Raw genomic sequence first — 22,908 nt, forward strand, 5'->3', positions numbered from 1 at the left:
GATGAGCGCCGAGCTCGACAACCTGTACCAGGAGATCATCCTGGACCACTACAAGAACCCGCACCACAAGGGACTCCGTGACCCGTTCGAGTCCGAGGTGCACCACGTCAACCCGACCTGTGGCGACGAGGTGACCCTCCGGGTGCACCTCGCGGACGGGGTCGTGGAGGACGTGTCCTACGACAGCGTCGGCTGCTCGATCTCGCAGGCGTCGGCGTCCGTGCTGACCGACCTCGTGATCGGCAAGCCGGTCGACCAGGCGATGTCGATCCACCAGACCTTCCTCGAGCTCATGCAGGGCAAGGGCGAGGTCGAGCCCGACGAGTACGTCCTCGAGGACGGCATCGCGTTCGCCGGCGTCGCCAAGTTCCCCGCGCGCGTGAAGTGCGCACTGCTCTCCTGGATGGCGTGGAAGGACGCGACCACCCAGGCCCAGGCCGAAGACGAAGGAGCCATCTCATGACCGAGTCCCCGCAGGTCGACCACGGCGACCTCCCCGAGGTCCCCGAGGCCACCGGTGGCACCTCCACGGTGACCATCGAGGACGTCACCGAGGCGATGAAGGACGTCGTCGACCCCGAGCTCGGCATCAACGTCGTCGACCTCGGCCTCGTCTACGGGGTGCACCTCGACGAGGGCGCCAACGCGGTGCTGGACATGACCCTCACCTCGGCGGCGTGCCCGCTCACCGACGTGATCATGGACCAGACGGAGTCCGCCCTCGAGGGCATCGTCAACGACGTCGCCATCAACTGGGTCTGGATGCCGCCGTGGGGTCCCGACAAGATCACCGAGGACGGCCGCGAGCAGCTGAGGGCACTGGGCTTCAACGTCTGAGGTCGGGCTCGGAACCTGCCTGGGTGGAGCAACGGCTCGAGGCGAAAACCGGTGGCGACACGCTGAGCACGAGCGCACACTCCTCCCGTGCTGAACCCCCACCCGACGCGCTACGCCGAGCTCAACGGTGTGCTGCACGACCTCGTCACCGGCGCCCAGGAGGCGCTCGGCGACTCGTTCGTCGGGGCGTACCTGCAGGGCTCGTTCGCCCTCGGGGCCGGTGACCTGCACAGCGACTGCGACTTCCTCGTCGTCGTCCGGGAACGGCCGGATGCCGAGCAGGAGGCGGCGCTGCGCGCGCTGCACCGCGACCTCCCGCACCGTGACGGCTTCTGGAACAGGCACCTCGAGGGGTCCTACGCCCTCGCCGACGACCTGCTGAGCGCTGACGGCCTGGACCGCGAGTGGCTCTACGTCGACCACGGGAACGACCAGATGGAGTGGAGCACCCACTGCAACCAGCCGTGGGCGCGCTGGATCCTGCGCGAGCACGGCATCACCCTCGTCGGTCCGTGCCCGGCCGACGTCGTCGGAGCGGTGCCCGACGAGGTGCTGCGCGACCGCGCGCGAGCCGGTCTCGCCACCCTCACCGACGACGTCCTCGGCTGGTGCCCGCCGAGCGTCGCGTGGTGCCAGCGCTACCTCGTCGTCCAGGCGTGCCGCAGCCTCTACACCGTGCGCACCGCGCAGGTGGCCAGCAAGCGTGACGCGCTGCGGTGGGCGATGATGCACGGCGACCCGCGCTGGCGGCCGCTGCTCCAGCAGGTGCAGGCCGACCGCGACCGCGGTTTCGATCGGGACGACCACCCGCGACCCGGCTCGGTCGACGAGGCGCGAGCCTTCGCCGCCTACGTCGCCGCCGTGGCCTGACGCACCCGGGCGGTGGCTAGGCTCCCCGCATGGAGCAGCCCGAGGCAGACCCGTCCGACGTCGCGTTCGACCACGAGGAGCTGCGCGTCTTCTGGGACCTGGCCCGCTACCACGCCAAGCTCAACGCGGCGCCGACCTACTTCGGCCCCACCACGCTCGAGTCCGTCCCGCCGCCCGCGTGGGCGTACGGCGACTCGGCGGGGGAGTCCGACGCCTTCGTCGCACAGGTGCTGGCCGACGAGGAGGGCCGGACGAGCGCGCCCGGCGACGACTACGCCGGTGACTACCCGGAGACCGGGACGCTGTCGATCCTCTGTGACGGGTCCGGCCGGCCTCGCGCACTCGTCGAGGTGACGGACGTGACGGCGACCGGCGACGAGGTGGTCGAGTCCTTCCGGGTCGTCTACCAGCCCTAGAACAGCACACGAGGTGTGGGAGAGTCCTCGCATGGCCGAGCGGATGACCTACCTCCTCGTCGACGGGGAGAACATCGACGCCACCCTGGGCACCTCGATCCTGGGCCGGCGCCCGCGGCCGGAGGAGCGTCCGCGCTGGGACCGGCTGCTCGAGTGGGCCGAGCGGTCCTTCGACCAGGAGGTCACCGGCCTCTTCTACCTGGCGGCGAGCACCGAGCTGCCGACCAGCTTCGTCCAGGCCCTGCTCGCGATCGGCTTCCGACCGATCCCGCTGAGCGGTGAGGGCAAGATCGTCGACATCGCCATCCAGCGCACGGCCGAGGCGCTGGTGGACCGCGACGCCGACGTGGTGCTCGTCAGCCACGACGGCGACTTCGTCGACCAGGTCTCGGCGCTGTGCGACGGCAGCCGTCAGGTCGGCGTCATCGGCTTCACCGAGTTCGTCAACGCCCAGTTCCGCAACCTGCCGGGACTGAGGATCTTCGACCTCGAGTACGACCTCGGCGCGTTCAACACCCCGCTCCCGCGCGTCCGGATCATCCCGATCGACCAGTTCGACCCGCTCGAGTTCCTCTGAGCGGACCTGTGGGAGGTCGCGGCGTCACCGCTCAGCGGCGGCCGCCGCGGACCTTGGTGATCCAGTACGCCGAGGTCGGGGCGTCGGCCGGGTCGACGCCGAACCGCGCGTTGGGCAGGTAGAGGCGCTTGCCGAACCGGGCGACGGTCGTCGGCACGTCGAACTCGTCGCTCGTGATGTGCCGCACGACCTCGCCCACCAGCCCCGTGCGGTCGAGCCGGACGACCTCGACGACGTTGTCGCGGTTGCGGACGACGTACAGCAGCCGGCCGTGGCGCAGGATCCCGTCGCCGTTGACCAGCTCGTAGCCGCCCAGGTCGACCTTCGTGGCGACGCCGGCGGTGGTGACGCGGTAGAGCGTGCCGGCGCCGGAGTTGACGACGAGCAGCGCCTTGCCGCCGGGCGCGGTGGTGACGCCGTTGGCGTTGAATCCGGCGCCCTGCTCCCACTCACCGGTCAGCGGGACGGGCGTCGCGGTCGTGGCGGGCACGCCGGCGTCACGGTCGAGGCGGTAGAGGCGCGGCTTCTGCGAGTCGGTGAACCACGCGGCCTTCGTCGTGAGGGTCACGTCGTTCACGAAGCCGCCGTCGACGTCGTACGACGTCGTGGCCCCGGTCGCGGTGTCGATGACGCGCAGCGTGCCGGAGTCGCCCCCGGCGACGTAGAGCCGTCCGTCGCGCGACCGCTTCAGCCCGACGGCGGGGACGCCGGTGCCCTCGAACGCGGGCTGCACCTCGCCGGTGCGCAACGACACCTTGACGATGTCGCCGTCGGCGAGCGATCCCAGCCAGGCGTTGCCGCCCGGCCCGATGGTGATCCCCTCGGGCTGGAACCCGTCGGGAAGGTCGATCCGAGCGGGGAAGGTGTCGCCGTCGCGGGCGACGCCAGCCGAGGCCGGGGGAGCGGCGACCAGGCCGAGGCCGAGGACGGTGGACAGGACGGGGACGATGAGTCGGCGCACGGTGCAACCTCCGAGAGTCGTGGGTCCCACGAGAGTAGCCCCGCGAGCGAAGCGGCGCCTCGGGCACGATGGCCCCGAACCCCCACCTGCACCCGCCCCTGAGGATCTCCATGTCCCGTCGCCTCGTCAGCTTCCACCTCTGCTCGCTCGAAGGCGCCGTCGACGACCCGACGCGCGGCTTCCCGGTCGACGCGCCCGGCCCGCCGGCGTACGACTCCACGATGGAGGCGAAGGAGGCCGAGCTCATCGCGCGCCAGGACTGCCTGTTGCTGGGTCGCGGCATGTACGACGAGTGGTCGCGCTACTGGCCGACGGTGCCGGGCGAGCCGTTCGCCGACTTCGCCAACCGCGTGAAGAAGTACGTCGTCACCTCGCGACCGCTCGAGCGCGAGTGGGGTGAGGTCGAGGTGGTCAGCGGCCCTCTCGCGCAGGTGGTCGCGAACCTCAAGCAGCGGCCCGGCGACGGTGACATCGGGCTGCACGGCAGCATCACGCTGACCCAGTCGCTCCTGGCCGAGGGCCTGGTCGACGAGCTGCAGCTGGCCGTCGCTCCGGTGCTCGACCCCGCAGGCCGTCGGCTGTCCGACGCGCTGCCCGACCTGGTCCGCCTCGAGCTGGTCGACACGGTGTCCACGCCCGGGGGCGCGCTGTGGCTCACCTATCGCAGGGCGGCGGGCTAGGTTTCGGGCGTGCCGCTGGTCCTCGTCCCGTCCGCCCGCTGGGAGCGCTGGGTGGACAACTTCGTCGCGGGTCACGGGGGAGCCGATCTCGCTGTCAGCGACGGCGCGCTGCGCGGCGTCGCCGAGGACGGCTCGGACTTCACCGCGCACCTGCCGTTCGCGACGTCGTACGACGGCCCGGCGGAGCCGGGAGCCTTCGCGGCGGCCGTCGTCGCGCCGGGCACGTGGGGCGTGCTGCTCGTCCGCAAGGGCGGCTTCGCGGTCGCCCGTCTTGCGGGCGGGGACCTCGCCGAGCACAAGATCGGCCAGCGCCACGTCCAGGGGCGGACCAAGGCCGGCGGCCAGAGCCAGCAGCGGTTCGCGCGGCGACGGGACAACCAGGCGCGGCAGGCCTACGAGGCCGCGGCCGACCACGCCGCGCGGATCCTCAGCGGCGTACGCGTCGTGGTGACCGGCGGCGACCACGCGGCCGTCGACGCGGTGCTCGCGGACCCGCGCCTGGCCCGTCTCACCGTCGTCGAGCCGTGGCTCGCGGTCCCGGACCCGCGTCGTGCCGTGCTCGACCGGGCGGTCACGGACGCGCAGGCGATCAGGGTCGAGGTCACCAACGCCTGACGCCATGGGAACCCGGCGTTCGAACCCCGGATCCCCCCGACGTCCTGGGGACGCCCGAGGTCGTACCGTGGCTGGCGTGAGCAACCCGATCGAGGTGCACGGCCTGGTCAAGACGTTCGGTCGCACGCGAGCCCTCGACGGCCTCGACCTCGAGCTCGTTCCCGGCGAGGTGCACGGGTTCCTCGGACCCAACGGCGCGGGCAAGTCGACCACCATCCGGGTGCTGCTCGGCCTGCTCGGGAGCGACGCGGGCACGGCGACGGTGTTCGGGCTCGACCCGTGGCGCGACGCGACCGAGATCCACCGCCGGCTGGCCTACGTCCCCGGCGACGTGAGCCTGTGGCCGAACCTGTCGGGCGGCGAGACCATCGACCTGCTCCTGCGGATGCGGGGGATCGACCCCCGCGGCACACGCCGTGACGAGCTGCTCCAGCGCTTCGAGCTCGACCCGACCAAGAAGGGCCGCGCCTACAGCAAGGGCAACCGGCAGAAGGTCGCGCTGGTCGCCGCCTTCGCCGCGCCGGTCGACCTCCTCGTCCTCGACGAGCCCACCTCGGGGCTCGACCCGCTGATGGAGCAGGTCTTCAACGAGTGCGTCGCCGAGCACGGCGCCGCCGGCACGACGGTCCTGCTGTCGAGCCACATCCTCAGCGAGGTCGAGCGGCTCGCGGACCGCGTCACGATCATCCGCGGCGGCCGCACCGTCGAGTCCGGGACGCTCGACGAGCTGCGCCACCTGCGCCGCAACCGGGTGCGCGCCGAGGTCGCCGGCAAGGTCCCCGACCTGTCCCGGCTCGAGGGCGTGCACGACCTCGACGTCGACGGCCGCGTCGTGAGCGCGTCGGTGGAGCCCGCCGGCCTCCCCGGCCTGCTCGCCGCGCTCACCGCGGCGGGCGTGCTGTCGCTGACCAGCACGCCGCCCACCCTCGAGGAGCTCTTCCTCGACGCCTACCGGAGCACGTCGTGAACCTGATGGGGACCGGCCTGCTCCTCCGGTTCGCGCTGCGCCGCGACCGGGTGCTCGTCTCCGCGTGGGTGCTGGTCCTCCTGGCGACGGTCGCAGCGAGTGCCGCCGCGGCCGGGCCCCTCTACGCGACCGAGGCCGAGCGTGTCGCCGCGGCCGAGGCACTCGACGCCAGCCCGGCGATCGTCGCGCTCTACGGGCCGATCCTGGACACCACGAGCCTCGGCGAGCTCTCGATGGCCAAGATGACCGTGCTCTACGCGGTGTTCGTCGCCTTCATGTCCGTGGTGCTCGTACGGCGCCACACGCGCGTCGAGGAGGAGACCGGCCGCGCGGAGCTGGTCGGCGCGACGGCCGTGGGAGCGGACGCCCCGACCGCCGCAGCCGTGCTGGAGGCAGCTCTCGCGTCGCTGCTCCTCGGCGTCCTGGCGGCTGTCGCCGACATCGCCTGCGGACTGCCGGTCGTCGGGTCGCTGCTGTTCGGCGCGTCGTGGACCGGCATCGGCCTGGTCGGCGCCGGCATCGCCCTGCTCGCGGCCCAGCTCTCGAGCAGCGCCCGCAGCGTCGGGTTCCTCGCCTCCGCGACCATCGGCGCCCTCTACCTCCTGCGCGTGGTCGGTGACACGACGTCGGCGTCCTGGCTGTCGTGGCTGACGCCCTTCGGCTGGGGCACGCAGCTCAGCGCGTGGTCGCAGCCACGGGTGTGGCTGCTCCTCGGCTACCTGCTGCTGGCCGGTGCCCTGGCCGTCGGCGCGCTGGCGCTCCGGCGGCGGCGTGACCTCGGGTCGGGCGTGCTGCCCGACCGCCCCGGCCCGGCGGTCGGCTCGCCGCGGCTGCGCGACGCGGCAGCGCTCGTCGTACGGCAGCAGGCGACCGCGCTGGTCGGCTGGACCGTCGGGATCGCGGTCATCGGCGCGCTGATGGGCTCGATCGTGCCCAGCATCGGCGACCTGCTCGACACCGACCGGACCCGCGCGATCGTCGAGGCGATGGGCGGCGTCGGCCGCCTCCAGGACTCGCTCGTCTTCGCCATCGCGTCCGTCGTCGCAGTCGTCATCACCTTCTTCGGGATCGGCGCCGTCACCCGGGCCGCGGGGGAGGAGCACGACGGTCGCACCGAGACGGTGCTCGCGACCGCGACCTCGCGCCGGCTGCTCCTGCTGGCCGTGGGTGGATCGGCCGTGCTCGGCAGCACGTGGCTGCTGCTGGTCGCGGGCGTCGCCACCGCGCTGGGACGCGGCGACGGGTTCGGCGCGGTGGGTGCCTCGCTGGTCCAGGCTCCCGCGGTGTGGCTGGTGCTCGCGCTGTCACTGCTCCTCCTGTCGGTCCGCAGCCGGTGGGCGGTCGCGGGCTGGGCGCTCCTCGCGCTCTTCGTCACGGTCGGGCAGGTCGGACCGGGGGTGGGGCTGCCGGACTGGGTACTGGGTCTCTCCCCGTTCCACCACGTGCCTCGCTACCCCGCAGAGGTGTTCACCTGGCCCCCGGAGGTGGTGATGACCGCGGTGTCCGCCGTGGCGCTCCTCGCGGCATGGACGCGCTACCGCAGCCGTGACATCGGCTAGCGTCACGCTCATGCACGGTTCCGCGTGGGGGTCGGGGTGGCAACCGGAGCCGGGATGGCGGCCGCTTCCCGGCGGAGGGCCGGCGACCGCCGGCGTCTGGACCGCCACCTCCGGCGGCCGCGAGGTCGTGGTCAAGCGGCTGCGCCGGCCCGACCCGCACGACGCTCCCTCCGCGCTGGTGCCGGGCGACGTCAACTACTGGCGCCGCGCCGCGGACGTCGCCCTCAGCGGCGTCGTCTCCGCATCGCCCGGGCTCCGCGAGCCCGAGGTGGTCCGCGTGGAGGAGGACGACGAGGGGGTCACCCTCGTCCACGAGCGCGTCGAGCACCAGGACGCGCCGGGACTGTGGCTGGCAGCCTGCCTGGGCCGGTTCGCCGCCACGGAGCTCGGCGACCACGCCTGGCTCGCCCGCGACCAGCTACGCAGCCGGCTCGCCCTCGTCGCGCACCGGGGAGGCTGGCAGACACTCGCCAGGACGCCGATGGCGGACATCGCCGACCACCTCTGGACGCACCGCACGCAGTGGCTCGACGTGTGCGACGCGCTGCCGCAGGTCGCCCAGCACGGTGACCCGTCGTCGGCGAACATCCCGGCTCGCAGCGCGGACGGCGGTGCCGTCGCGATCGACTGGGCGCACCTCGGCCGAGGCCCGGTCGGCACGGACCTCGGCTACCTCTCGCTCGCCACCCGCGAGGACGTCGAGCCGCTCGTCGAGGCGTACGTCGCCGCCCTGCCGCCCGGCCTCGCCGGCGCCGACGACGTACGCACCGGCGCCCGCGTGATGGCCGTCTACACCGCGCTCACCCGGCTCGACTGGGCGCTCGCGCGTGTCGCCGACGGCGAGGGAGCGCTCGCCGGGAAGTTCCGCCACCCCAGCGTCGCGCCCTACATCCGAGCGATGCAGCGCCAGGTCGACCAGATCGAGGCGTTGCTCGCCTGATCAGAGCTGGCTGGCGGAGAACGTGTCGCACGAGTCGAGCGTGCGTCCCTCGTAGCCCTTGGTGAACCACGCCATCCGCTGCTCCGACGAGCCGTGGGTCCAGCCCTCGGGGTCCACGCCCTGGCCGGACTTCTGCTGGATCCGGTCGTCGCCGACTGCCTTGGCCGAGTCCAGGGCCTCCTTGATGTCCCCGTCGTCGAGGGTGATCAGGTTGCTGTCCTCGGCGTAGGCGGTCCACATGCCGGCGTAGCAGTCGGCCTGCAGCTCGAGGCGTACGGCGTCGGAGTCGGCGCCCTGCTGGGTGCGGACCTTGCCCATGGTGCCCATCAGGTTCTGGATGTGGTGGCCGTACTCGTGGGCGAGCACGTAGGGCTCGACGAAGTCGCCGCCCTGGCCGCCGAGCTGGCCCTCCAGCACGTCCTTGAAGAACGTCGTGTCGAGGTAGATCTGCTGGTCCGACGGGCAGTAGAAGGGACCGACCTGGGACGTGGCCTGGCCGCAGCCGGTGTCGACGGCGCCGGCGAAGGTGTTGATCGTCGCCGGGACGAACTCGATGTTCGTCTCCTTCGGCAGCTCGCTCGACCAGTAGTCCTCGAGGGAGACCGCCGTCGCCTTGCGCGCGCAGTCCGGGTCGTCGGCCGCGTCCGCGCCGGTCTTGCAGTTGGCGTAGCGGTCGTCGTTGGGGTCGATGCCCTGCGGCTGGCCCTGGCCCTGCGAGCTCGTCCCACCGCCGGGGCTCGGGAGCCCACCGCCGCCACCGACGCACTGGGTGAGCACGACGAACAGGATGATGATGATCAGGCCACCGATGCCGCCGCCGGCGCGCGTGCCGCCGGGGATCGGGATCCGCATCCCGCCGCCCCCGCCACCGCCGCTGCCGCCGACGTCGCGGACACGTCCACCGCTGATGTCGGCCTTGGGGTTGAACCGCATGGGCGTTGCCTTTCGCAGGTGGTCGATCCGGGTGGTCGATCCACGTCGTCGATCCTGCGCGCAGGTTAGCGCGTGGGATCGCCGATGGGGCTCCGGCCTCCACCCCTTCGTAGGATGTCGCCCGAGATGATCACCGCCCAGAAGCTCGAGGTCAGGGCCGGTGCGCGGCTCCTCATGGAGGACGTCACCTTCCGCATCGCCGCAGGCGACAAGGTCGGCCTCGTGGGGCGCAACGGCGCCGGCAAGACGACCCTCACCCGCATCCTCGCCGGCGAGGGGACCCCGGCCGACGGCCAGGTCCTCCGCAGCGGCGACGTCGGCTACCTCCCGCAGGACCCGCGGGTCGGCGACCCCGAGGTGATCGCGCGCGACCGCATCCTGTCGGCACGCGGCCTCGACGAGGTCGTACGACGTCTCCGCGAGGCCGAGCTCGAGATGGCCAGCGAGGACCCGAAGGTCCACGAGCGGGGGATGAAGCGGTGGGCGCGAGCGGACGCCGAGCTGCACGCCGGGGGCGGGTACGCCGCCGAGTCGGAGGCCGCCCAGATGGCCGCCGCCCTCGGCATCGAGGAGCGCATCCTCGCCCAGCCGATCGGCACGCTGTCCGGTGGCCAGCGCCGCCGTGTCGAGCTCGCCCGGATCCTCTTCTCCGGCGCCGAGATCATGCTGCTCGACGAGCCCACCAACCACCTCGACGCCGACTCGATCATCTGGCTGCGCGACTTCCTCAAGGCGCACCGCGGGGGCTTCGTGGTGATCAGCCACGACAACGCCCTGCTCGAGGCGACGGTCAACAAGGTGTTCCACCTCGACGCCAACCGCGCCGTCATCGACATCTACAACATGGGCTGGCACAACTACCTCACCCAGCGCGAGGACGACGAGAAGCGCCGCAGGCGTGAGCGGCAGAACGCCGAGAACAAGGCGAAGGTGCTCACCGACCAGGCCAACAAGATGCGCGCCAAGGCCACCAAGGCGCAGGCCGCGCAGTCCATGCTCAAGCGTGCCGAGAAGATGATGGCCGGCATCGAGGGCGAGCGCGCGGCCGACAAGGTCGCCCGGATCGCCTTCCCCGATCCCGCCCCCTGCGGCAAGACCCCGCTGATGGGCACCGAGCTGTCGAAGTCCTACGGCTCGCTCGAGGTCTTCACCGCGGTCGACCTCGCGATCGACCGGGGGAGCCGGGTGGTGATCCTCGGCCTCAACGGCGCCGGGAAGACCACGATGCTGCGGATCCTCGCGGGCGTCGACAAGCCCGACACCGGTGAGGTCGTGCCCGGCTACGGGCTGAAGATGGGCTACTACGCCCAGGAGCACGAGACGCTCGACGTCAACCGGACCGTGCTGGAGAACCTGCACTCCGCCGCACCTGAGCTCACCGACACCCAGGCGCGGTCGGTGCTCGGGTCGTTCCTCTTCTCCGGCGACGACGCCCACAAGCCCGCCGGCGTGCTGTCGGGCGGGGAGAAGACCCGGCTCGCGCTGGCGATCCTCGTCGTCTCGAGCGCCAACGTGCTGCTGCTCGACGAGCCCACCAACAACCTGGACCCCGCCTCCCGCGAGGAGGTGCTGCACGCCATCCGCAGCTACACCGGGGCGATCGTCCTCGTCACCCACGACGAGGGCGCCGTGCGCGCGCTCGACCCCGACCGGGTGCTCCTCCTGCCCGACGGCGACGAGGACCTCTGGTCCGAGGAGTACGCCGACCTGGTGTCCCTCGCCTGACCTCCGTCGGTGGTCGAGGTGCGAGCGCTCGTGTTCGGTGGTCGAGGTGCGAGCGCACGTGTTCGATGGTTGAGGTGCGAGCGGAGCGAGCCTCGAAACCACACATTACTCACGGGTAGTAATCTGCGGCCATGACTCCCGAAGAGCTCGCCGCCGTCGGCCTGCGCGTCGACCTCGACGGTCCGGTCGCGACGGTCACGCTGGACCGTCCCGACGTCCGCAACGCGCAGACGCCGGCGATGTGGCTGGCGCTCGGCGAGGTCGGGCGCACGCTGCCCGACGACGTACGCGTCGTGGTGGTCACGGGGGAGGGGGAGACCTTCTCCGCCGGCCTCGACCGGGCGATGCTCGACCCGGCGACCTCGGGCGAGCAGAGCGTGATCGGGCTGCTGTCCCTGAGCGACGAGGAGGCCTCGGCCCGCATCGAGGAGTTCCAGCGGGGCTTCACCTGGCTGCGCGACCCCCGCTTCGTCTCGATCGCCAAGGTCCGCGGCTACGCGATCGGCGCCGGCTTCCAGCTCGCCCTCTCGTGCGACCTACGCGTGGTCGCCGACGACGCGAAGTTCTCCATGAAGGAGTCGGCGCTGGGCCTCGTGCCCGACCTCACCGGCACCAAGCCCCTGGTCGAGCACGTCGGCTACGCCCGGGCGCTCGAGATCTGCGCCACCGCGCGCATCGTGGCCGCCGACGAGGCCGTCCGGATCGGCCTCGCCACCGCCGCCGTGTCGGCCGCCGAGCTCGACGCTGCCGTCGCCGAGCTGGCGGCCGCGCTCGTCGCGCCGATGCCCGGCGTCGTACCGGAGACGAAGGCGCTGCTGCAGGGTGCCGCCGACCGCGACCTGGACGAGCAGCGGCGGCTCGAGCGGGAGGCGCAGGTACGCCGCTTCCGCGCCGTCGCGGCCGCCCTCGCCGGCTGAGCGTCGTACCCCTCCGGAACACTGAGCGGGTCGCGGGCGTTCTCCTGCGGCAGCACGGGGCTCGACGGAAGGAACTGGCGTGTCGATCGGCATGGGCGGAGGGCCGCCGTGGCGGCACCTGCGTAGCGACCGCAGCGTGGTCGAGAACAAGATCGAGCGCCAGACGCTGCGCCGGGTGCTCGGCTTCGCCGGACCCCACCGGCGGCTGATCGTCGCGTTCCTCGCGATCACCGTCGTCGATGCCGGCCTCGTCGTGGCGCCGCCGCTGCTGCTCAAGGCGATCATCGACGACGGCGTGAGCAGGGGCGACACGTCGCTGGTGGTGTCGCTGGCCGCGCTGGTCGCGCTCATCGCAGTCGTCGACGCCGCCTTCGGCCTGATCACCGGGTGGCTGTCGAGCCGCATCGGTGAGGGGCTGATCTACGACCTCCGCACGCAGGTCTTCGCCCATGTGCAGCGCCAGTCGCTGGCCTTCTTCACCCGCACCCAGACCGGTGCACTGGTCAGCCGGCTCAACAACGACGTGATCGGCGCCCAGCGCGCCTTCACCTCCACGCTCCAGGGCACCGTCTCCAACATCATCGCGGCCGTCGTGGTGGGCGTGACGATGCTGTTCCTGAGCTGGCCGGTGACCCTGCTGTGCGTCGCGCTGTTCCCGATCCTGCTCCTGGCCTCCCGGCTCGTCGGGGCGAGGCTCGCCGACCTGTCGCGCCAGCAGATGGACGGCAACGCCGACCTCGGCAACGCCATGACCGAGCGGTTCAACGTCGGCGGCGCGATGCTGCTCAAGCTCTTCGGCCGCCGCGAGGCCGAGGACGTCGCCTACGCCGAGAAGGCCGCCGTCGTCCGCGACCTCGGCGTGCGCATCTCGCTGCTCACCCGGATCTTCTTCGCCGCGATGACGCTGGTCCCCTCGCTCGCCACCGCGCTCGTCTACGGCATCGGCGGCTGGCTGGCGATCCGCGGCAACCTGTCCGTCGGCACCATCGTCGCCCTCGGCGTGCTGCTGACACGGCTGCTCGGCCCCCTGCAGGGGCTCTCCAACGTCCGGATCGACGTGATGACCGCGCTGGTGAGCTTCGACCGCGTCTTCGAGGTGCTCGACCTGCCGTCGCTGATCCAGGAGAAGCCCGATGCCGTGGCCCTCCCGCCGACGGCGTCGCGGCTCGAGTTCGACCACGTCGCGTTCACCTACCCCCGCGCCGACGAGATCTCCCTCGCCTCGCTCGAGACCGTCGCCCGGACCGAGTCGCGCGACACCGGGCAGGTGCTGCACGACGTGTCGTTCGTCGCCGAGTCCGGCTCGATGGTCGCCCTGGTCGGTCCGTCCGGCGCGGGCAAGACCACCGTCACGCACCTGGTCGCCCGGCTCTACGACGTCGAGTCGGGTGCCGTGCGCGTGGGCGGCCACGACGTCCGCGACGTGACGCTCCAGTCGCTGGAGGACGTGGTCGGCTACGTCACCCAGGACGCGCACATGTTCCACGACACCATCCGGGCCAACCTGCTCTACGCCCGCCCGGGCGCCGTCGAGGCCGACGTCTGGGCCGCGCTCGAGGCGGCGCAGATCGCCACGCTCGTGCGGTCCCTGCCCGATGGCCTCGACACCGTCGTGGGGGACCGCGGCTACCGGCTCTCCGGTGGCGAGCGGCAGCGGCTCGCGATCGCCCGGCTCCTGCTCAAGGCGCCCTCGATCGTCGTCCTCGACGAGGCGACGGCCCACCTCGACAGCGAGTCCGAGGCCGCCGTCCAGCAGGCGCTCGACGCCGCGCTCGAGGGGCGTACGTCGCTCGTCATCGCCCACCGGCTCTCCACGGTCCGCAACGCCGACCTGATCCTCGTGCTCGACGACGGCCGCGTCGTCCAGCAGGGCACCCACGCCGACCTCCTCGCCGCCGGCGGCCTCTACGCGACCCTCCACGCGACCCAGTTCCGCGAGGAGCGCGTGGCCGCTCAGGGCTAGGGTCGCGAGCATGGACCTGCAGCTGACCGACCGTGTCTACCTCGTCACCGGCGGCGGGCGGGGGCTCGGGCGCGCGACGGCCGACGTGCTCGTCGCCGAGGGCGCCCGGGTGGTGGTCTCCGGCCGGTCGCAGCAGACCCTGGACGAGGCGGTCGCGACCCTCAACGACGGCGCCGGCCGCGAGGCCGCCGTCGGGATCGTCGCCGACAACGCCGAGCCGGACGCCCCGGCGCGGCTGCTCGCCGCCGCCGACGAGGCGTGGGGCCGCGTCGACGGCGCCCTGATCAGCGTCGGCGGGCCGCCCAAGGGCCCGGTCACGTCGATCACCGACGAGCAGTGGAGCGCGGCCTTCGCGTCGGTGTTCCTCGGCGCCGTACGGCTCGCGCGGGAGGTCGGCACCGCGCTCCCCGCCGGCGGCTCGCTCGGCCTGGTGCTCTCCTCGAGCGTGCGGGCGCCGCTGCCCGAGATGGCGATCTCCAACGGCCTGCGTCCCGGTCTGGCGATGGTCGCCAAGACCCTCGCCGACGAGCTCGGACCGCGAGGCGTCCGCGTCAACGGGCTGCTGCCCGGGCGCATCGCGACCGAGCGGGTCGCCGAGCTGGACGCCTCGACGGGCGACCCCGACGCGGCTCGCCGTACCGCTGAGGCGAGCATCCCGCTGGGCCGCTACGGCGAGCCGGAGGAGTTCGGTGCGGTGGCGGCGTTCGTGCTGTCGCCCGCGGCGTCATTCCTGACGGGCGTGATGCTTCCCGTCGACGGCGGGCTGCTGCGGAGCCTCTGAGGCAGGTTCTGAGGCGGGCTCCGGGTCGTCGTCCTCGCTCGCGGAGTCCAGGCGCTCGCGCCACGTCTTGCGTCGCGGGACCGCGGGACGTGTCGCGGGCCGTTTGGGCGCCGGTCGCTGGGGTCCGCGACCGCCGCGCACCTCGTCGTAGACGAGGTAGAAGAAACCGAAGACCGCCAGCGCCCCGAAGAACCACCACTGCAGGCCGTAGAAGAAGTGCGGCCCGTTGTTCAGCTCGGGCAGCTCGACCGGCACGAGTGCCTCGGCGGGAGCCGGCGACTCCGTGCGCAGGTCGACCCAGCCGCCCACCACCTCGCGGTCGAGCGCGTCGGCGATCGCCTCGCTGTTGACGGCGCGGGTGGACCGGCCGCTCACCTCCGTGCTGTCGCCCTCGGCGTCGCGGCGCACCCACCCCGTCACGGTGACCTCGCCGCTCGGAGGCGCCGGTACGTCGGCGGTGGTCGCGCCGCGGTTGGTGGTGGCGTACCACCCGCGGTCCACCAGGAGGCTGGTCCCGTCGGCCAGCTCGAGCGGTACGACGACGTCGACGCCGGCCTCACCGTCCCGGGTGCGGTAGCGGACGATCACGGTGTCGTCGACCGCGTAGGTCCCGGTGGCCTCGACGATGCGCCACTCGGACGCCTCGGGCACGGCCCGCCCGGGAGCCATCACGTCGGCGACCGGTGCGGGGCCGGCCTTCTCGTTGCGCTCGATGATCGCGTTGCGCTCGCGGCGGTCGTCGAGCCGGTGGAACTGCCACTCGCCCAAGCGCCAGGCGACCCAGGCGAGGAAGACGACGACGAGGGCGAAGGTGATCCAGCGGCGCGAGACCAGGAACCGCAGGGTGTGCACCCGACGAGGCTATCCGGGACTGCCCAGCACGTTGCAGGGTGCCTCGGTAGGCTGGGCCGGGTGACGACACCCCTGGCGGACCGCTTCGGCCGCGTGGCCACGGACCTGCGCGTGTCCCTGACCGACCGGTGCAACCTGCGGTGCAACTACTGCATGCCGGCGGAGGGGCTCGACTGGCTCCCGACGGAGCAGACGCTGACCGACGACGAGATCGTGCGGCTCATCACCATCGGGGTCCAGCGCCTCGGCATCCGCGAGGTCCGCTTCACCGGGGGCGAGCCGCTCCTGCGGCGCGGTCTCGTCGACATCGTCGGCCGCACGCACGCCCTGGGGGTCGAGACGTCGCTCACGACCAACGCGCTCGGCCTCGCGCGCACGGCGCAGGCGCTCGCCGACGCCGGTCTCGACCGCATCAACGCCAGCATCGACTCCGTCCGTCCCGAGACCTTCGCGACGATCACCCGCCGCGACCGGCTCAAGGACGTCGTGGCCGGCCTCGAGGCGGCCAAGGCCGCCGGTCTCGGCCCGATCAAGCTCAACGCCGTACTGCTGCGGGGGACCAACGACGACCAGGCGGCCGAGCTGCTGCGCTGGAGCATCGAGCACGGCTACGAGCTGCGCTTCATCGAGCAGATGCCCCTGGACGCCCAGCACGACTGGAGCCGCGCCGCGATGGTGACGGCCGACGAGATCTACGACCAGCTCGCCGCAGAGTTCACGCTCACGCCGCACGGCGAGCCGCGGGGGAGCGCCCCCGCCGAGCTCTTCGACGTCGACGGCGGCCCGGCCACCGTCGGCATCATCGCCTCGGTCACCCGTCCCTTCTGCGGCGACTGTGACCGGGTCCGCCTCACCGCGGACGGCCAGGTCCGCAACTGCCTCTTCGCCCGCGAGGAGTCCGACCTCCGTGCGGCGCTGCGCTCGGGGGCCGGCGACGAGGAGATCGCCGAGCGCTGGGTGATCGCCATGCGCGGCAAGCGAGCCGGCCACGGTATCGACGACGTGACGTTCCTCCAGCCCGACCGCCCGATGTCCGCGATCGGCGGCTGAAGCGCCGCTCAGGCCTCCGGCGCGTGGCGTACGACGTCGCGCAGGAACCCGCGCGCACCGAGGAAGTCCGTGAGCGACGCCCGGTGCTCGTCGCACGCGAGCCACGACTTGCGGCGCTCCGGGGTGTGGATCTTGGGGTTGTTCCACTGCAGGTCCCACACGGCGTCGGCCTGGCAGCCCTTCGCCGAGCAGACGGGTCGGTCGAGGTCGTCCATCGCGGGCCTCCCGGGTGGCACGGATCGAGGGGTGAAAAGCAGAGGTGCCGGACAGCCACGGGGGGAAGCTGTCCGGCACCTCAGGTGCGAAGCACAGACGGGGGATGCTGCGTTCGCGAGGGGAATCATTCCACGGCGGTGAGTGAAAACCAAACTTTTGGATGACTCCGTTGCTTCAAGTTTTCCTCAACGATCCGGATCGCCGGCCGTCAGTTCCTTCGCTCCCGGCCCGTCAGGAAGACGGAATCCATCGTCTCGCTGGTCTCCGGCATTCGCAATCACCACAGCGAAGAACGGCAGGAACACCGCCGCCGCCACCAGGATCCATCGAAAGATGCCCGGCCCGACCGCGACGGCGGCGAAGAAGCACACCATGCGGATCGACATCGACACGAAGTAGCGGCGCTGCCGCGAACGCATGTCGTCGGCAGCGCTCGAACGAGCCGTCGTGATGCGTACCGCGTCCGCCTTCGCCATGACCTCCACTGTACGTCGCTAGGCTCGCGAGGACACGGGCTCGTGACGGCTCCCACAGCGTCGCCCGCACCCCGCATCCCACCGCCCGAGGAGCAGCCATGACCAACCGCACCTACCGCGTCACGGAGATCGTCGGGACGTCTCCCGACGGCATCGACCAGGCGATCCGCAACGGCATCGAGCGCGCCGGGAAGACGCTGCGCCACATCGACTGGTTCGAGGTCACCCAGGTGCGCGGCCAGGCCAAGGACGGCGTTGTCGAGCACTTCCAGGTCGGGATGAAGGTCGGGTTCCGCCTCGAGGACGAGTGACCCGTTTCCTCGTACCGGGCGGTAATCACTAGCGTCGGGTCCGTGACCCAGACCCCCGAGCCCGGCACCCCTCGCTCCGTACTCGTCACCGGCGGCAACCGCGGCATCGGCCGCGCGATCGCCGAGGCCTTCCTCGCCCAGGGCGACAAGGTGGCCGTCACGACCCGCAACGGCGGTGCCCCCGAGGGTGCGCTCGACGTCCGCTGCGACATCACCGACCCCGACGCCGTCGAGGCGGCCTTCGCCCAGGTCGAGGAGGCACACGGCCCGGTCGAGGTCCTCGTCGCCAACGCCGGGATCACCAAGGACACGCTCCTGCTGCGGATGAGCGAGGACGACTGGTCCTCGGTCATCGACACGAACCTGACCGGCACCTTCCGCCTCGCCAAGCGCGCCGCCAAGGGCATGCTCCGGCTGCGTCACGGCCGGATCATCCTGATCTCGTCGGTGGTGGGCCTGCTCGGCTCGGCCGGCCAGGTGAACTACGCCGCGTCCAAGGCCGGGCTCGTCGGCGTCGCCCGCTCGCTGGCCCGCGAGCTCGGCAGCCGCTCGATCACCACCAACGTGGTCGCACCCGGCTTCGTCGAGACCGACATGACCGACGTCCTCACCGACGAGCAGAAGTCGGCGATCAGGACTCAGGTGCCGCTGGGTCGCTACGCGTCCCCGGCCGAGATCGCCTCGGCCGTCACCTGGCTCGCCTCCGACGGCGCCGCCTACGTCACCGGGGCCGTCATCCCCGTCGACGGCGGCCTCGGCATGGGCCACTGACCCGCACGACCCCGAGAGAGCTCGAGAGAGAAGGACACGCAATGGGAATCCTCGACGGCAAGCGCATCCTCGTCGCCGGCGTCACGATGGACAGCTCGATCGGCTTCGCCACTGCGCGCGTCGCGCAGGAGCAGGGCGCCACCGTGCTGATCTCCAACTTCGGCCGCGCCCTCGGCATCACGAAGCGGATCGCCAAGCGGCTGCCGCAGGAGCCGCCGGTCCTCGAGCTCGACGTCACCGACGAGGACCACCTCGCCGGCCTCGCCGACCAGGTGCGCGAGCACGTCGACGGCCTCGACGGCGTGGTCCACTCCATCGCCTACGGCAACCCGGAGACGCTGCTCGGCGGCAAGTTCATGGAGGGCCCCTGGGACGACGTGGCCCAGGCCGTGCAGGTGTCGGCGTACTCGCTCAAGTCGCTCGCCGTCGCCACGAAGCCGCTGATGCAGCCCGGCGGCTCGATCGTCGGGCTGACCTTCGACGCGACCACCGCGTGGCCGGCGTACGACTGGATGGGCGTCGCGAAGGCCGCACTCGAGAACACCTCGCGCTACCTCGCCCGCGACCTCGGTCCCGACGGTATCCGCTGCAACCTGGTGTCCGCCGGCCCGCTCAAGACGCTGGCCGCCAAGGCGATCCCCGGCTTCGAGGACCTCGAGTCGTCGTGGAAGGACCGTGCTCCGCTCGGCTGGGACGAGACCGACCACACGCCCACCGCCCAGGCCGTGTGCGCGCTGCTCAGCGACTTCTTCCCGGCCACCACCGGGGAGATCGTCCACGTCGACGGCGGCTTCCACGCGATGGGCCTGTAGGACCGGGTCCGCTGTTCGGTAGTTTCCCCGGGTGACCTCCCTCGTCGAGCTGCGCATCCTCGAAGGCCCGAACCTCTACTTCCCGCGTGCCGCGGTGAAGCTCACGCTCGACGTCTCGACGATCACCGAGGCGGGCGACGAGGCGGTCCTGCGGTTCGCCAGGCGGATCGGCCTGCGCACGTCGCGTCCCGGCGGCGCCGGGTCCGGCTTCCGCCAGCGGTTCGCGCTGCGCGCGGTGGAGAGGCTCGTACGGGCGATCGCGAGCGAGGCCGGCACGAAGCGGCTCGCCGTACGGGTGCGGCCGACGTCGGACCCCGACGTGGTCGTGGTCGCCTTCCCGTGGCGCAACCGCGGCCGTGCCACGGCGCTCGGCAACGCGGTGGCGCACGCGCTCGACGCCCTGCCGACCCCCGACGTGGAGTCCGCAGTGAGCGCGGCGGCCGACGAGGTGCGATCGGCGGAACGTGGGGGCCGGCCCACCACCATCACGCCCCGGATCCCGGTCGTCGCCGTGACCGGCACCAACGGCAAGACCACGACGAGCCGGATGATCGCCCACGTCGCGCGGACCAGCGGGCTCGTCGTCGGCTGGTCCAACACCGACGGCGTCTACCGCGACGGTGTGCTGGTGGAGGCGGGCGACTACTCGGGACCGTCCGGTGCGGCGCGTGCGCTGGGTCTCGACGGCGTCCAGCTCGCCGTCACCGAGACCGCGCGTGGCGGCATCCTGCTCAAGGGCATCGGCATCACCCGCAACGACGTGTCCGTGGTGACCAACGTGACCGCCGACCACCTCGGCATGCAGGGCATCGACACCGTCGACCAGCTCGCCGAGGTGAAGTCCGTGGTCCCGCGGATCACCCGCAAGGACGGCTGGTCGGTGCTCAACGGCGACGACCCGCGCGTCGTCGCCATGCAGTCCGTCATCGCCGCGCAGCCCTGGATCTTCAGCCGCGACCCGGACTCCCCGGCCATCCGCGAGGTCCTCAGCCACGGCAGCGGTCGCGCGACGACGGTCATCGACGGCTGGATCACGGTCCTCACGCCCGGGGCCGACCCCGACCCGCTGGTCGAGCTCGTCGACGTACCGATGACGCTCGCCGGCCTGTCCCGCTTCAACATCGAGAACGCCCTCGCGGCGGCCTCTGCCGCGCTCGCGATCGGCCTGTCCAGGGAGGACGTCGTCGCGGGGCTGACGTCGTTCCGGCCGGACGCCGAGCACAACCCGGGCCGGATGAACTTCTTCTCCCTGCCCGGCGACGTCTCCGTCGTGATGGACCTCGCGCACAACGAGGCCGGGCTCGAGGCGCTGCTGGAGATCATGGCTGGCGTACGACGTCCGGGCGCGCGCCTGCTGCTGGGCCTCGGCGCCGTCGGCGACCGCACCGACGAGCTGATCGACTCCCTCGGCGAGATCGGCGCCAAGGGCAGTGACGTGGTCGCGATCGGCCACAAGGAGTGGTACCTCCGCGGGCGCACCATGGACGAGATCGACCAGCTGCTGCGCGCCGGCGCCGCGCGCGTCGGGGTCACCGACATCGACACCTACGAGACCGAGGTCGAGTGCCTGGCGGCCCTCGTCGGGCGCGCGGAGGCCGGCGACGTCGTCGGCCTGATGTGCCACGCCGAGCGCCAGCAGGCCTACGACTGGATCGCGGAGCACGGCGGCACGGCCGACACCCCCGAGGTCCTTGCGGAGAAGGTGCGCGCCGCTCTCACCGGGTGACCAGCGGCTCCAGGAGCCGGTGCGGGGCCCGCAGCGCGCGGGACACCGGGTCGTCGCGGAGCGTGGGATCGGCACCGGGGCCGGGTCGGGTCTCGATGTCGCTGGGGAGAGGAGCGGTCCCGCACGCCGTGCACCGGCCGTCGCCGCCCAGCAGGCCGCACTCGGCCCCGTGGCCGACGTGGTGGAAGGTCCGCCGGGGACGACCGGGGCTGGTCAGCCGGTCGCCCCACTGGGCGAGGCCGTGGAGGACGGGCCAGAGGTCGATCGCTTCGGGAGTCAGCTCGTAGCTGGCATGACCCCGGCCGACGCGCGTGAGCAGCCCGGCCGAGACGAGGGCCTCGAGGCGGGCAGTCAGGACCGCCTTCGAGATGTCGAGGTGCGCCTCGAAGTCGGAGAACCGCCGCACCCCGAGGAAGCAGTCGCGCAGGATCAACAGCGTCCAGCGCTCGCCCACCACCTCGAGCGATCGAGCGATCCCGCAGTCCTGCCGTGGGTAGTCCGTGCCGAGGGCCATGGTTCGATGCTACCGTCTCTTTGGTCTGTTGATCGAACCAGAAGGATCGTGCCGTGACACCACGCCGTACCCTCGCGACCGCCTCGCTCGGCACGGTCGCCGTGCTCGTGGCCTTCACCGCTCCGCTCGCCAACTTCAACCAGACCGTCGCAGGACTCGGCGCGGGGCACCGGGGCGGCACCTGGGTGCTGAGCTCGATGAGCATCGGTCTCGGCGCCCTCCTGCTCACCGCGGGCCGGCTCGCCGACGACTACGGCCGCCGGAGGTGGTTCGTCATCGGATCCACCGTGCTCGGCATCGCCTCACTGCTGGGGGCGTTCTCGGGGGACGTCTCGACGTTCGTCCTCTCCCGGGTGGCCGCAGGAGCAGGCGGGGCCGCAGTCGTCGCGGCGGGTCTCGGGATGATCGCTGCCGCCCACCCCGACCCGGTGGACCGCGGGCGTGCCACAGGGCTCTGGGGTGCGAGCATCGGGGCGGGCATCGCCCTCGGCCCGTTGCTGGGCAACTACCTGAGCCTGCTGCACTCCTGGCGAGACGTGTACGTGGTCATCGGCGTCGCCGGGCTCGTCCTCGCGGTGGCGGGGCGCGCGTGCCCCGAGTCCCGGTCGGCGGCGCGGGCCAGGCTCGACGTCCCCGGTGTGCTGCTCATGGCGCTCGGCACCGCCGCCCTGCTCGCAGGCCTCACCGAGGGCCGCGCGGGCTGGGACCGGCCGGACACGCTCGGACTCCTGGGCCTCGGCGTCGCGCTGCTGGTCGCCTTCGTCGTCGTGGAGTGTCGGAGCACCCACCCGATGCTCGACCTCGGACTGCTCCGCCGACCGGCCTTCCGCGCGGTCAACATCGCGGGGCTGGCGACGGGCGCCGGCATCATCGCCTTGATGTCGTACGTCTCCGGGTTCGTGGGAGCGGCCCTCGCGATCTCGGCGACCACGGCCGCCTGGCTGATGCTCGCCTGGTCCCTGCCGAGCGTCGTCACGGCCGTCCTCGCCCGCCGGTTGCCCGTGGGGTGGAGTGGCCGGACGCAGATGTCCGTGGCGCTCGCCGTGATAGCCGCCGGCCAGCTGTCCGTGCTGGGGATCAGCGAGGTCAGCGGCCCGTCGAGGTTCGTCCCCGGGCTGCTGCTCGCCGGTGTGGCGACCGGCATCCTCAATGCGGCGATGGGCCGGGAGAGCGTGGCCAGCGTGCCCGCGGGCCAGGCGGGCCTGGGCAGCGGTGCCAACAACACCGCGCGCTACCTCGGGTCCGCGCTCGGCGTCACCGTCGTGTCCGTGGTGGCCGCGCCGACCGGCGTGGCGACCGCCCAAGGCCTGGTCGACGGCTGGCACCGCGCCGTGATCGTGACGGCCGTGGTCTCTCTCGCGGGGGCGATCGGCGTCGCGCTCCTCGGCGAACGGGTGCCGGCGCCCGAGCCCTCGAGGTCTCCGACGCAGGTGTGAGGG

At 72.3% G+C, this 22,908-nt stretch carries 26 protein-coding genes; 20 read left to right on the forward strand and 6 right to left on the reverse strand.

Going from position 1 to position 22,908, the window contains the following annotated elements:
* The first annotated feature begins 1 nt into the window (after position 1).
* From sufU to L2K70_RS17715, 5 genes are all read left to right on the forward strand, one after another.
* Positions 2-463 (forward strand): Fe-S cluster assembly sulfur transfer protein SufU, encoded by a 462-nt coding sequence (gene sufU, locus L2K70_RS17695; protein ID WP_236404522.1) that lies wholly within the window; start codon positions 2-4, stop codon positions 461-463.
* Entirely contained in the window at positions 460-837 is a 378-nt protein-coding gene (locus L2K70_RS17700) for a metal-sulfur cluster assembly factor (protein ID WP_268930779.1), read from the forward strand. Before sufU ends, L2K70_RS17700 begins: the two co-directional genes overlap by 4 nt.
* Before the next feature lie 87 nt (positions 838-924).
* The gene (locus L2K70_RS17705; RefSeq protein WP_236404523.1) at positions 925-1,707 is read left to right on the forward strand and encodes an aminoglycoside adenylyltransferase domain-containing protein; all 783 of its coding nucleotides are present in this window, start codon (positions 925-927) and stop codon (positions 1,705-1,707) included.
* A 29-nt stretch (positions 1,708-1,736) separates the two neighbouring features.
* Complete coding sequence (locus tag L2K70_RS17710; RefSeq protein WP_236404524.1) at positions 1,737-2,123, forward strand: ASCH domain-containing protein; 387 nt, start codon at positions 1,737-1,739, stop codon at positions 2,121-2,123.
* Between the two features lie 31 nt (positions 2,124-2,154).
* Positions 2,155-2,700 (forward strand): NYN domain-containing protein, encoded by a 546-nt coding sequence (locus L2K70_RS17715; RefSeq protein WP_236404525.1) that lies wholly within the window; start codon positions 2,155-2,157, stop codon positions 2,698-2,700.
* A 31-nt stretch (positions 2,701-2,731) separates the two neighbouring features.
* Here L2K70_RS17715 and L2K70_RS17720 read toward each other — a convergent pair whose 3' ends face one another.
* Complete coding sequence (locus L2K70_RS17720; protein WP_236404527.1) at positions 2,732-3,661, reverse strand: NHL repeat-containing protein; 930 nt, start codon at positions 3,659-3,661, stop codon at positions 2,732-2,734.
* 110 nt (positions 3,662-3,771) lie between these two features.
* On the opposite strand from L2K70_RS17720, the gene L2K70_RS17725 reads away from it, so the two are divergent.
* From L2K70_RS17725 to L2K70_RS17745, 5 genes are all read left to right on the forward strand, one after another.
* On the forward strand, positions 3,772-4,341 hold the full coding sequence (locus L2K70_RS17725) for a dihydrofolate reductase family protein (RefSeq protein WP_236404529.1): 570 nt from the start codon (positions 3,772-3,774) through the stop codon (positions 4,339-4,341).
* Between the two features lie 9 nt (positions 4,342-4,350).
* Positions 4,351-4,956, forward strand: a complete 606-nt coding sequence (locus tag L2K70_RS17730) for an acVLRF1 family peptidyl-tRNA hydrolase (protein WP_236404531.1) — start codon at positions 4,351-4,353, stop codon at positions 4,954-4,956.
* A gap of 76 nt (positions 4,957-5,032) precedes the next feature.
* On the forward strand, positions 5,033-5,923 hold the full coding sequence (locus tag L2K70_RS17735) for an ABC transporter ATP-binding protein (protein ID WP_236404532.1): 891 nt from the start codon (positions 5,033-5,035) through the stop codon (positions 5,921-5,923).
* A 5-nt stretch (positions 5,924-5,928) separates the two neighbouring features.
* A complete protein-coding gene (locus tag L2K70_RS17740) occupies positions 5,929-7,482 on the forward strand; it encodes an ABC transporter permease (RefSeq protein WP_504928250.1) in 1,554 nt (517 codons plus the stop codon).
* Positions 7,483-7,492: 10 nt separating this feature from the next.
* Positions 7,493-8,422, forward strand: coding sequence for a phosphotransferase (locus L2K70_RS17745; protein ID WP_236404535.1), 930 nt, complete (start codon positions 7,493-7,495; stop codon positions 8,420-8,422).
* Here the strand turns inward: L2K70_RS17745 and ypfJ are convergent, their stop codons facing one another.
* Positions 8,423-9,355 carry a KPN_02809 family neutral zinc metallopeptidase gene (ypfJ, locus tag L2K70_RS17750; protein ID WP_236404537.1) on the reverse strand — a complete coding sequence of 311 codons (933 nt, stop codon included), beginning with the start codon at positions 9,353-9,355 and terminating at the stop codon, positions 8,423-8,425. It lies immediately after the preceding gene.
* Between the two features lie 126 nt (positions 9,356-9,481).
* Here ypfJ and L2K70_RS17755 point away from each other — a divergent pair, with 126 nt between their 5' ends.
* The 4 genes from L2K70_RS17755 (at position 9,482) to L2K70_RS17770 (ending at position 14,741) form a co-directional block, all read left to right on the forward strand.
* The gene (locus tag L2K70_RS17755) at positions 9,482-11,080 is read left to right on the forward strand and encodes an ABC-F family ATP-binding cassette domain-containing protein (RefSeq protein WP_236404539.1); all 1,599 of its coding nucleotides are present in this window, start codon (positions 9,482-9,484) and stop codon (positions 11,078-11,080) included.
* Positions 11,081-11,211: 131 nt separating this feature from the next.
* Complete coding sequence (locus tag L2K70_RS17760; RefSeq protein ID WP_236404540.1) at positions 11,212-11,997, forward strand: enoyl-CoA hydratase/isomerase family protein; 786 nt, start codon at positions 11,212-11,214, stop codon at positions 11,995-11,997.
* A gap of 79 nt (positions 11,998-12,076) precedes the next feature.
* Positions 12,077-13,960 (forward strand): ABC transporter ATP-binding protein, encoded by a 1,884-nt coding sequence (locus tag L2K70_RS17765; RefSeq protein WP_308195847.1) that lies wholly within the window; start codon positions 12,077-12,079, stop codon positions 13,958-13,960.
* A 10-nt stretch (positions 13,961-13,970) separates the two neighbouring features.
* Complete coding sequence (locus tag L2K70_RS17770; protein WP_236404542.1) at positions 13,971-14,741, forward strand: SDR family oxidoreductase; 771 nt, start codon at positions 13,971-13,973, stop codon at positions 14,739-14,741.
* On the opposite strand, the gene L2K70_RS17775 is transcribed toward L2K70_RS17770, so the two are convergent.
* The gene (locus L2K70_RS17775) at positions 14,685-15,593 is read right to left on the reverse strand and encodes an SURF1 family cytochrome oxidase biogenesis protein (protein ID WP_236404544.1); all 909 of its coding nucleotides are present in this window, start codon (positions 15,591-15,593) and stop codon (positions 14,685-14,687) included. The two genes, L2K70_RS17770 and L2K70_RS17775, sit on opposite strands and share 57 nt — an antisense overlap.
* A 60-nt stretch (positions 15,594-15,653) precedes the next feature.
* On the opposite strand from L2K70_RS17775, the gene moaA reads away from it, so the two are divergent.
* On the forward strand, positions 15,654-16,643 hold the full coding sequence (gene moaA, locus L2K70_RS17780; protein WP_236404547.1) for a GTP 3',8-cyclase MoaA: 990 nt from the start codon (positions 15,654-15,656) through the stop codon (positions 16,641-16,643).
* Positions 16,644-16,651: 8 nt separating this feature from the next.
* On the opposite strand, the gene L2K70_RS17785 is transcribed toward moaA, so the two are convergent.
* Positions 16,652-16,858, reverse strand: coding sequence for an acetone carboxylase (locus L2K70_RS17785; protein WP_236404549.1), 207 nt, complete (start codon positions 16,856-16,858; stop codon positions 16,652-16,654).
* A gap of 186 nt (positions 16,859-17,044) precedes the next feature.
* Positions 17,045-17,335, reverse strand: coding sequence for a DUF3099 domain-containing protein (locus L2K70_RS17790; RefSeq protein WP_236404551.1), 291 nt, complete (start codon positions 17,333-17,335; stop codon positions 17,045-17,047).
* A 98-nt stretch (positions 17,336-17,433) separates the two neighbouring features.
* Here L2K70_RS17790 and L2K70_RS17795 point away from each other — a divergent pair, with 98 nt between their 5' ends.
* Genes L2K70_RS17795 through L2K70_RS17810 form a run of 4 tightly spaced genes read left to right on the forward strand, consistent with a single transcriptional unit; the run spans position 17,434 to position 20,955 of the window.
* Positions 17,434-17,646 carry a dodecin gene (locus L2K70_RS17795; protein ID WP_236404553.1) on the forward strand — a complete coding sequence of 71 codons (213 nt, stop codon included), beginning with the start codon at positions 17,434-17,436 and terminating at the stop codon, positions 17,644-17,646.
* Positions 17,647-17,688: 42 nt separating this feature from the next.
* Positions 17,689-18,417 (forward strand): 3-oxoacyl-[acyl-carrier-protein] reductase, encoded by a 729-nt coding sequence (fabG, locus tag L2K70_RS17800; protein ID WP_236404555.1) that lies wholly within the window; start codon positions 17,689-17,691, stop codon positions 18,415-18,417.
* A gap of 41 nt (positions 18,418-18,458) precedes the next feature.
* Positions 18,459-19,229 (forward strand): enoyl-ACP reductase FabI, encoded by a 771-nt coding sequence (fabI, locus tag L2K70_RS17805; protein WP_236404556.1) that lies wholly within the window; start codon positions 18,459-18,461, stop codon positions 19,227-19,229.
* 31 nt (positions 19,230-19,260) lie between these two features.
* A complete protein-coding gene (locus L2K70_RS17810) occupies positions 19,261-20,955 on the forward strand; it encodes a Mur ligase family protein (RefSeq protein WP_236404557.1) in 1,695 nt (564 codons plus the stop codon).
* Here the strand turns inward: L2K70_RS17810 and L2K70_RS17815 are convergent.
* Positions 20,945-21,469, reverse strand: coding sequence for a winged helix-turn-helix transcriptional regulator (locus L2K70_RS17815; protein WP_236404558.1), 525 nt, complete (start codon positions 21,467-21,469; stop codon positions 20,945-20,947). The two genes, L2K70_RS17810 and L2K70_RS17815, sit on opposite strands and share 11 nt — an antisense overlap.
* 53 nt (positions 21,470-21,522) lie before the next feature.
* Between L2K70_RS17815 and L2K70_RS17820 the strand changes: the two genes are divergently transcribed.
* Entirely contained in the window at positions 21,523-22,905 is a 1,383-nt protein-coding gene (locus L2K70_RS17820) for an MFS transporter (RefSeq protein ID WP_236404559.1), read from the forward strand.
* Positions 22,906-22,908 lie beyond the last annotated feature (3 nt).

This window comes from Nocardioides potassii, from assembly GCF_021648885.1.
Classification (GTDB): domain Bacteria; phylum Actinomycetota; class Actinomycetes; order Propionibacteriales; family Nocardioidaceae; genus Nocardioides; species Nocardioides potassii.

Coding starts and splice junctions, on each gene's coding strand:
- L2K70_RS17725 (WP_236404529.1), top strand. CDS start 3,772: ATGTCCCGTCGCCTCGTCAGCTTCCACCTCTGCTCGCTCGAAGGCGCC.
- fabI (WP_236404556.1), top strand. CDS start 18,459: ATGGGAATCCTCGACGGCAAGCGCATCCTCGTCGCCGGCGTCACGATG.
- L2K70_RS17760 (WP_236404540.1), top strand. CDS start 11,212: ATGACTCCCGAAGAGCTCGCCGCCGTCGGCCTGCGCGTCGACCTCGAC.
- L2K70_RS17785 (WP_236404549.1), bottom strand. CDS start 16,858: ATGGACGACCTCGACCGACCCGTCTGCTCGGCGAAGGGCTGCCAGGCC.
- ypfJ (WP_236404537.1), bottom strand. CDS start 9,355: ATGCGGTTCAACCCCAAGGCCGACATCAGCGGTGGACGTGTCCGCGAC.
- L2K70_RS17755 (WP_236404539.1), top strand. CDS start 9,482: ATGATCACCGCCCAGAAGCTCGAGGTCAGGGCCGGTGCGCGGCTCCTC.
- sufU (WP_236404522.1), top strand. CDS start 2: ATGAGCGCCGAGCTCGACAACCTGTACCAGGAGATCATCCTGGACCAC.
- L2K70_RS17770 (WP_236404542.1), top strand. CDS start 13,971: ATGGACCTGCAGCTGACCGACCGTGTCTACCTCGTCACCGGCGGCGGG.
- L2K70_RS17795 (WP_236404553.1), top strand. CDS start 17,434: ATGACCAACCGCACCTACCGCGTCACGGAGATCGTCGGGACGTCTCCC.
- L2K70_RS17715 (WP_236404525.1), top strand. CDS start 2,155: ATGGCCGAGCGGATGACCTACCTCCTCGTCGACGGGGAGAACATCGAC.
- L2K70_RS17745 (WP_236404535.1), top strand. CDS start 7,493: ATGCACGGTTCCGCGTGGGGGTCGGGGTGGCAACCGGAGCCGGGATGG.
- L2K70_RS17710 (WP_236404524.1), top strand. CDS start 1,737: ATGGAGCAGCCCGAGGCAGACCCGTCCGACGTCGCGTTCGACCACGAG.
- L2K70_RS17815 (WP_236404558.1), bottom strand. CDS start 21,469: ATGGCCCTCGGCACGGACTACCCACGGCAGGACTGCGGGATCGCTCGA.
- L2K70_RS17700 (WP_268930779.1), top strand. CDS start 460: ATGACCGAGTCCCCGCAGGTCGACCACGGCGACCTCCCCGAGGTCCCC.
- L2K70_RS17740 (WP_504928250.1), top strand. CDS start 5,929: ATGGGGACCGGCCTGCTCCTCCGGTTCGCGCTGCGCCGCGACCGGGTG.
- L2K70_RS17790 (WP_236404551.1), bottom strand. CDS start 17,335: ATGGCGAAGGCGGACGCGGTACGCATCACGACGGCTCGTTCGAGCGCT.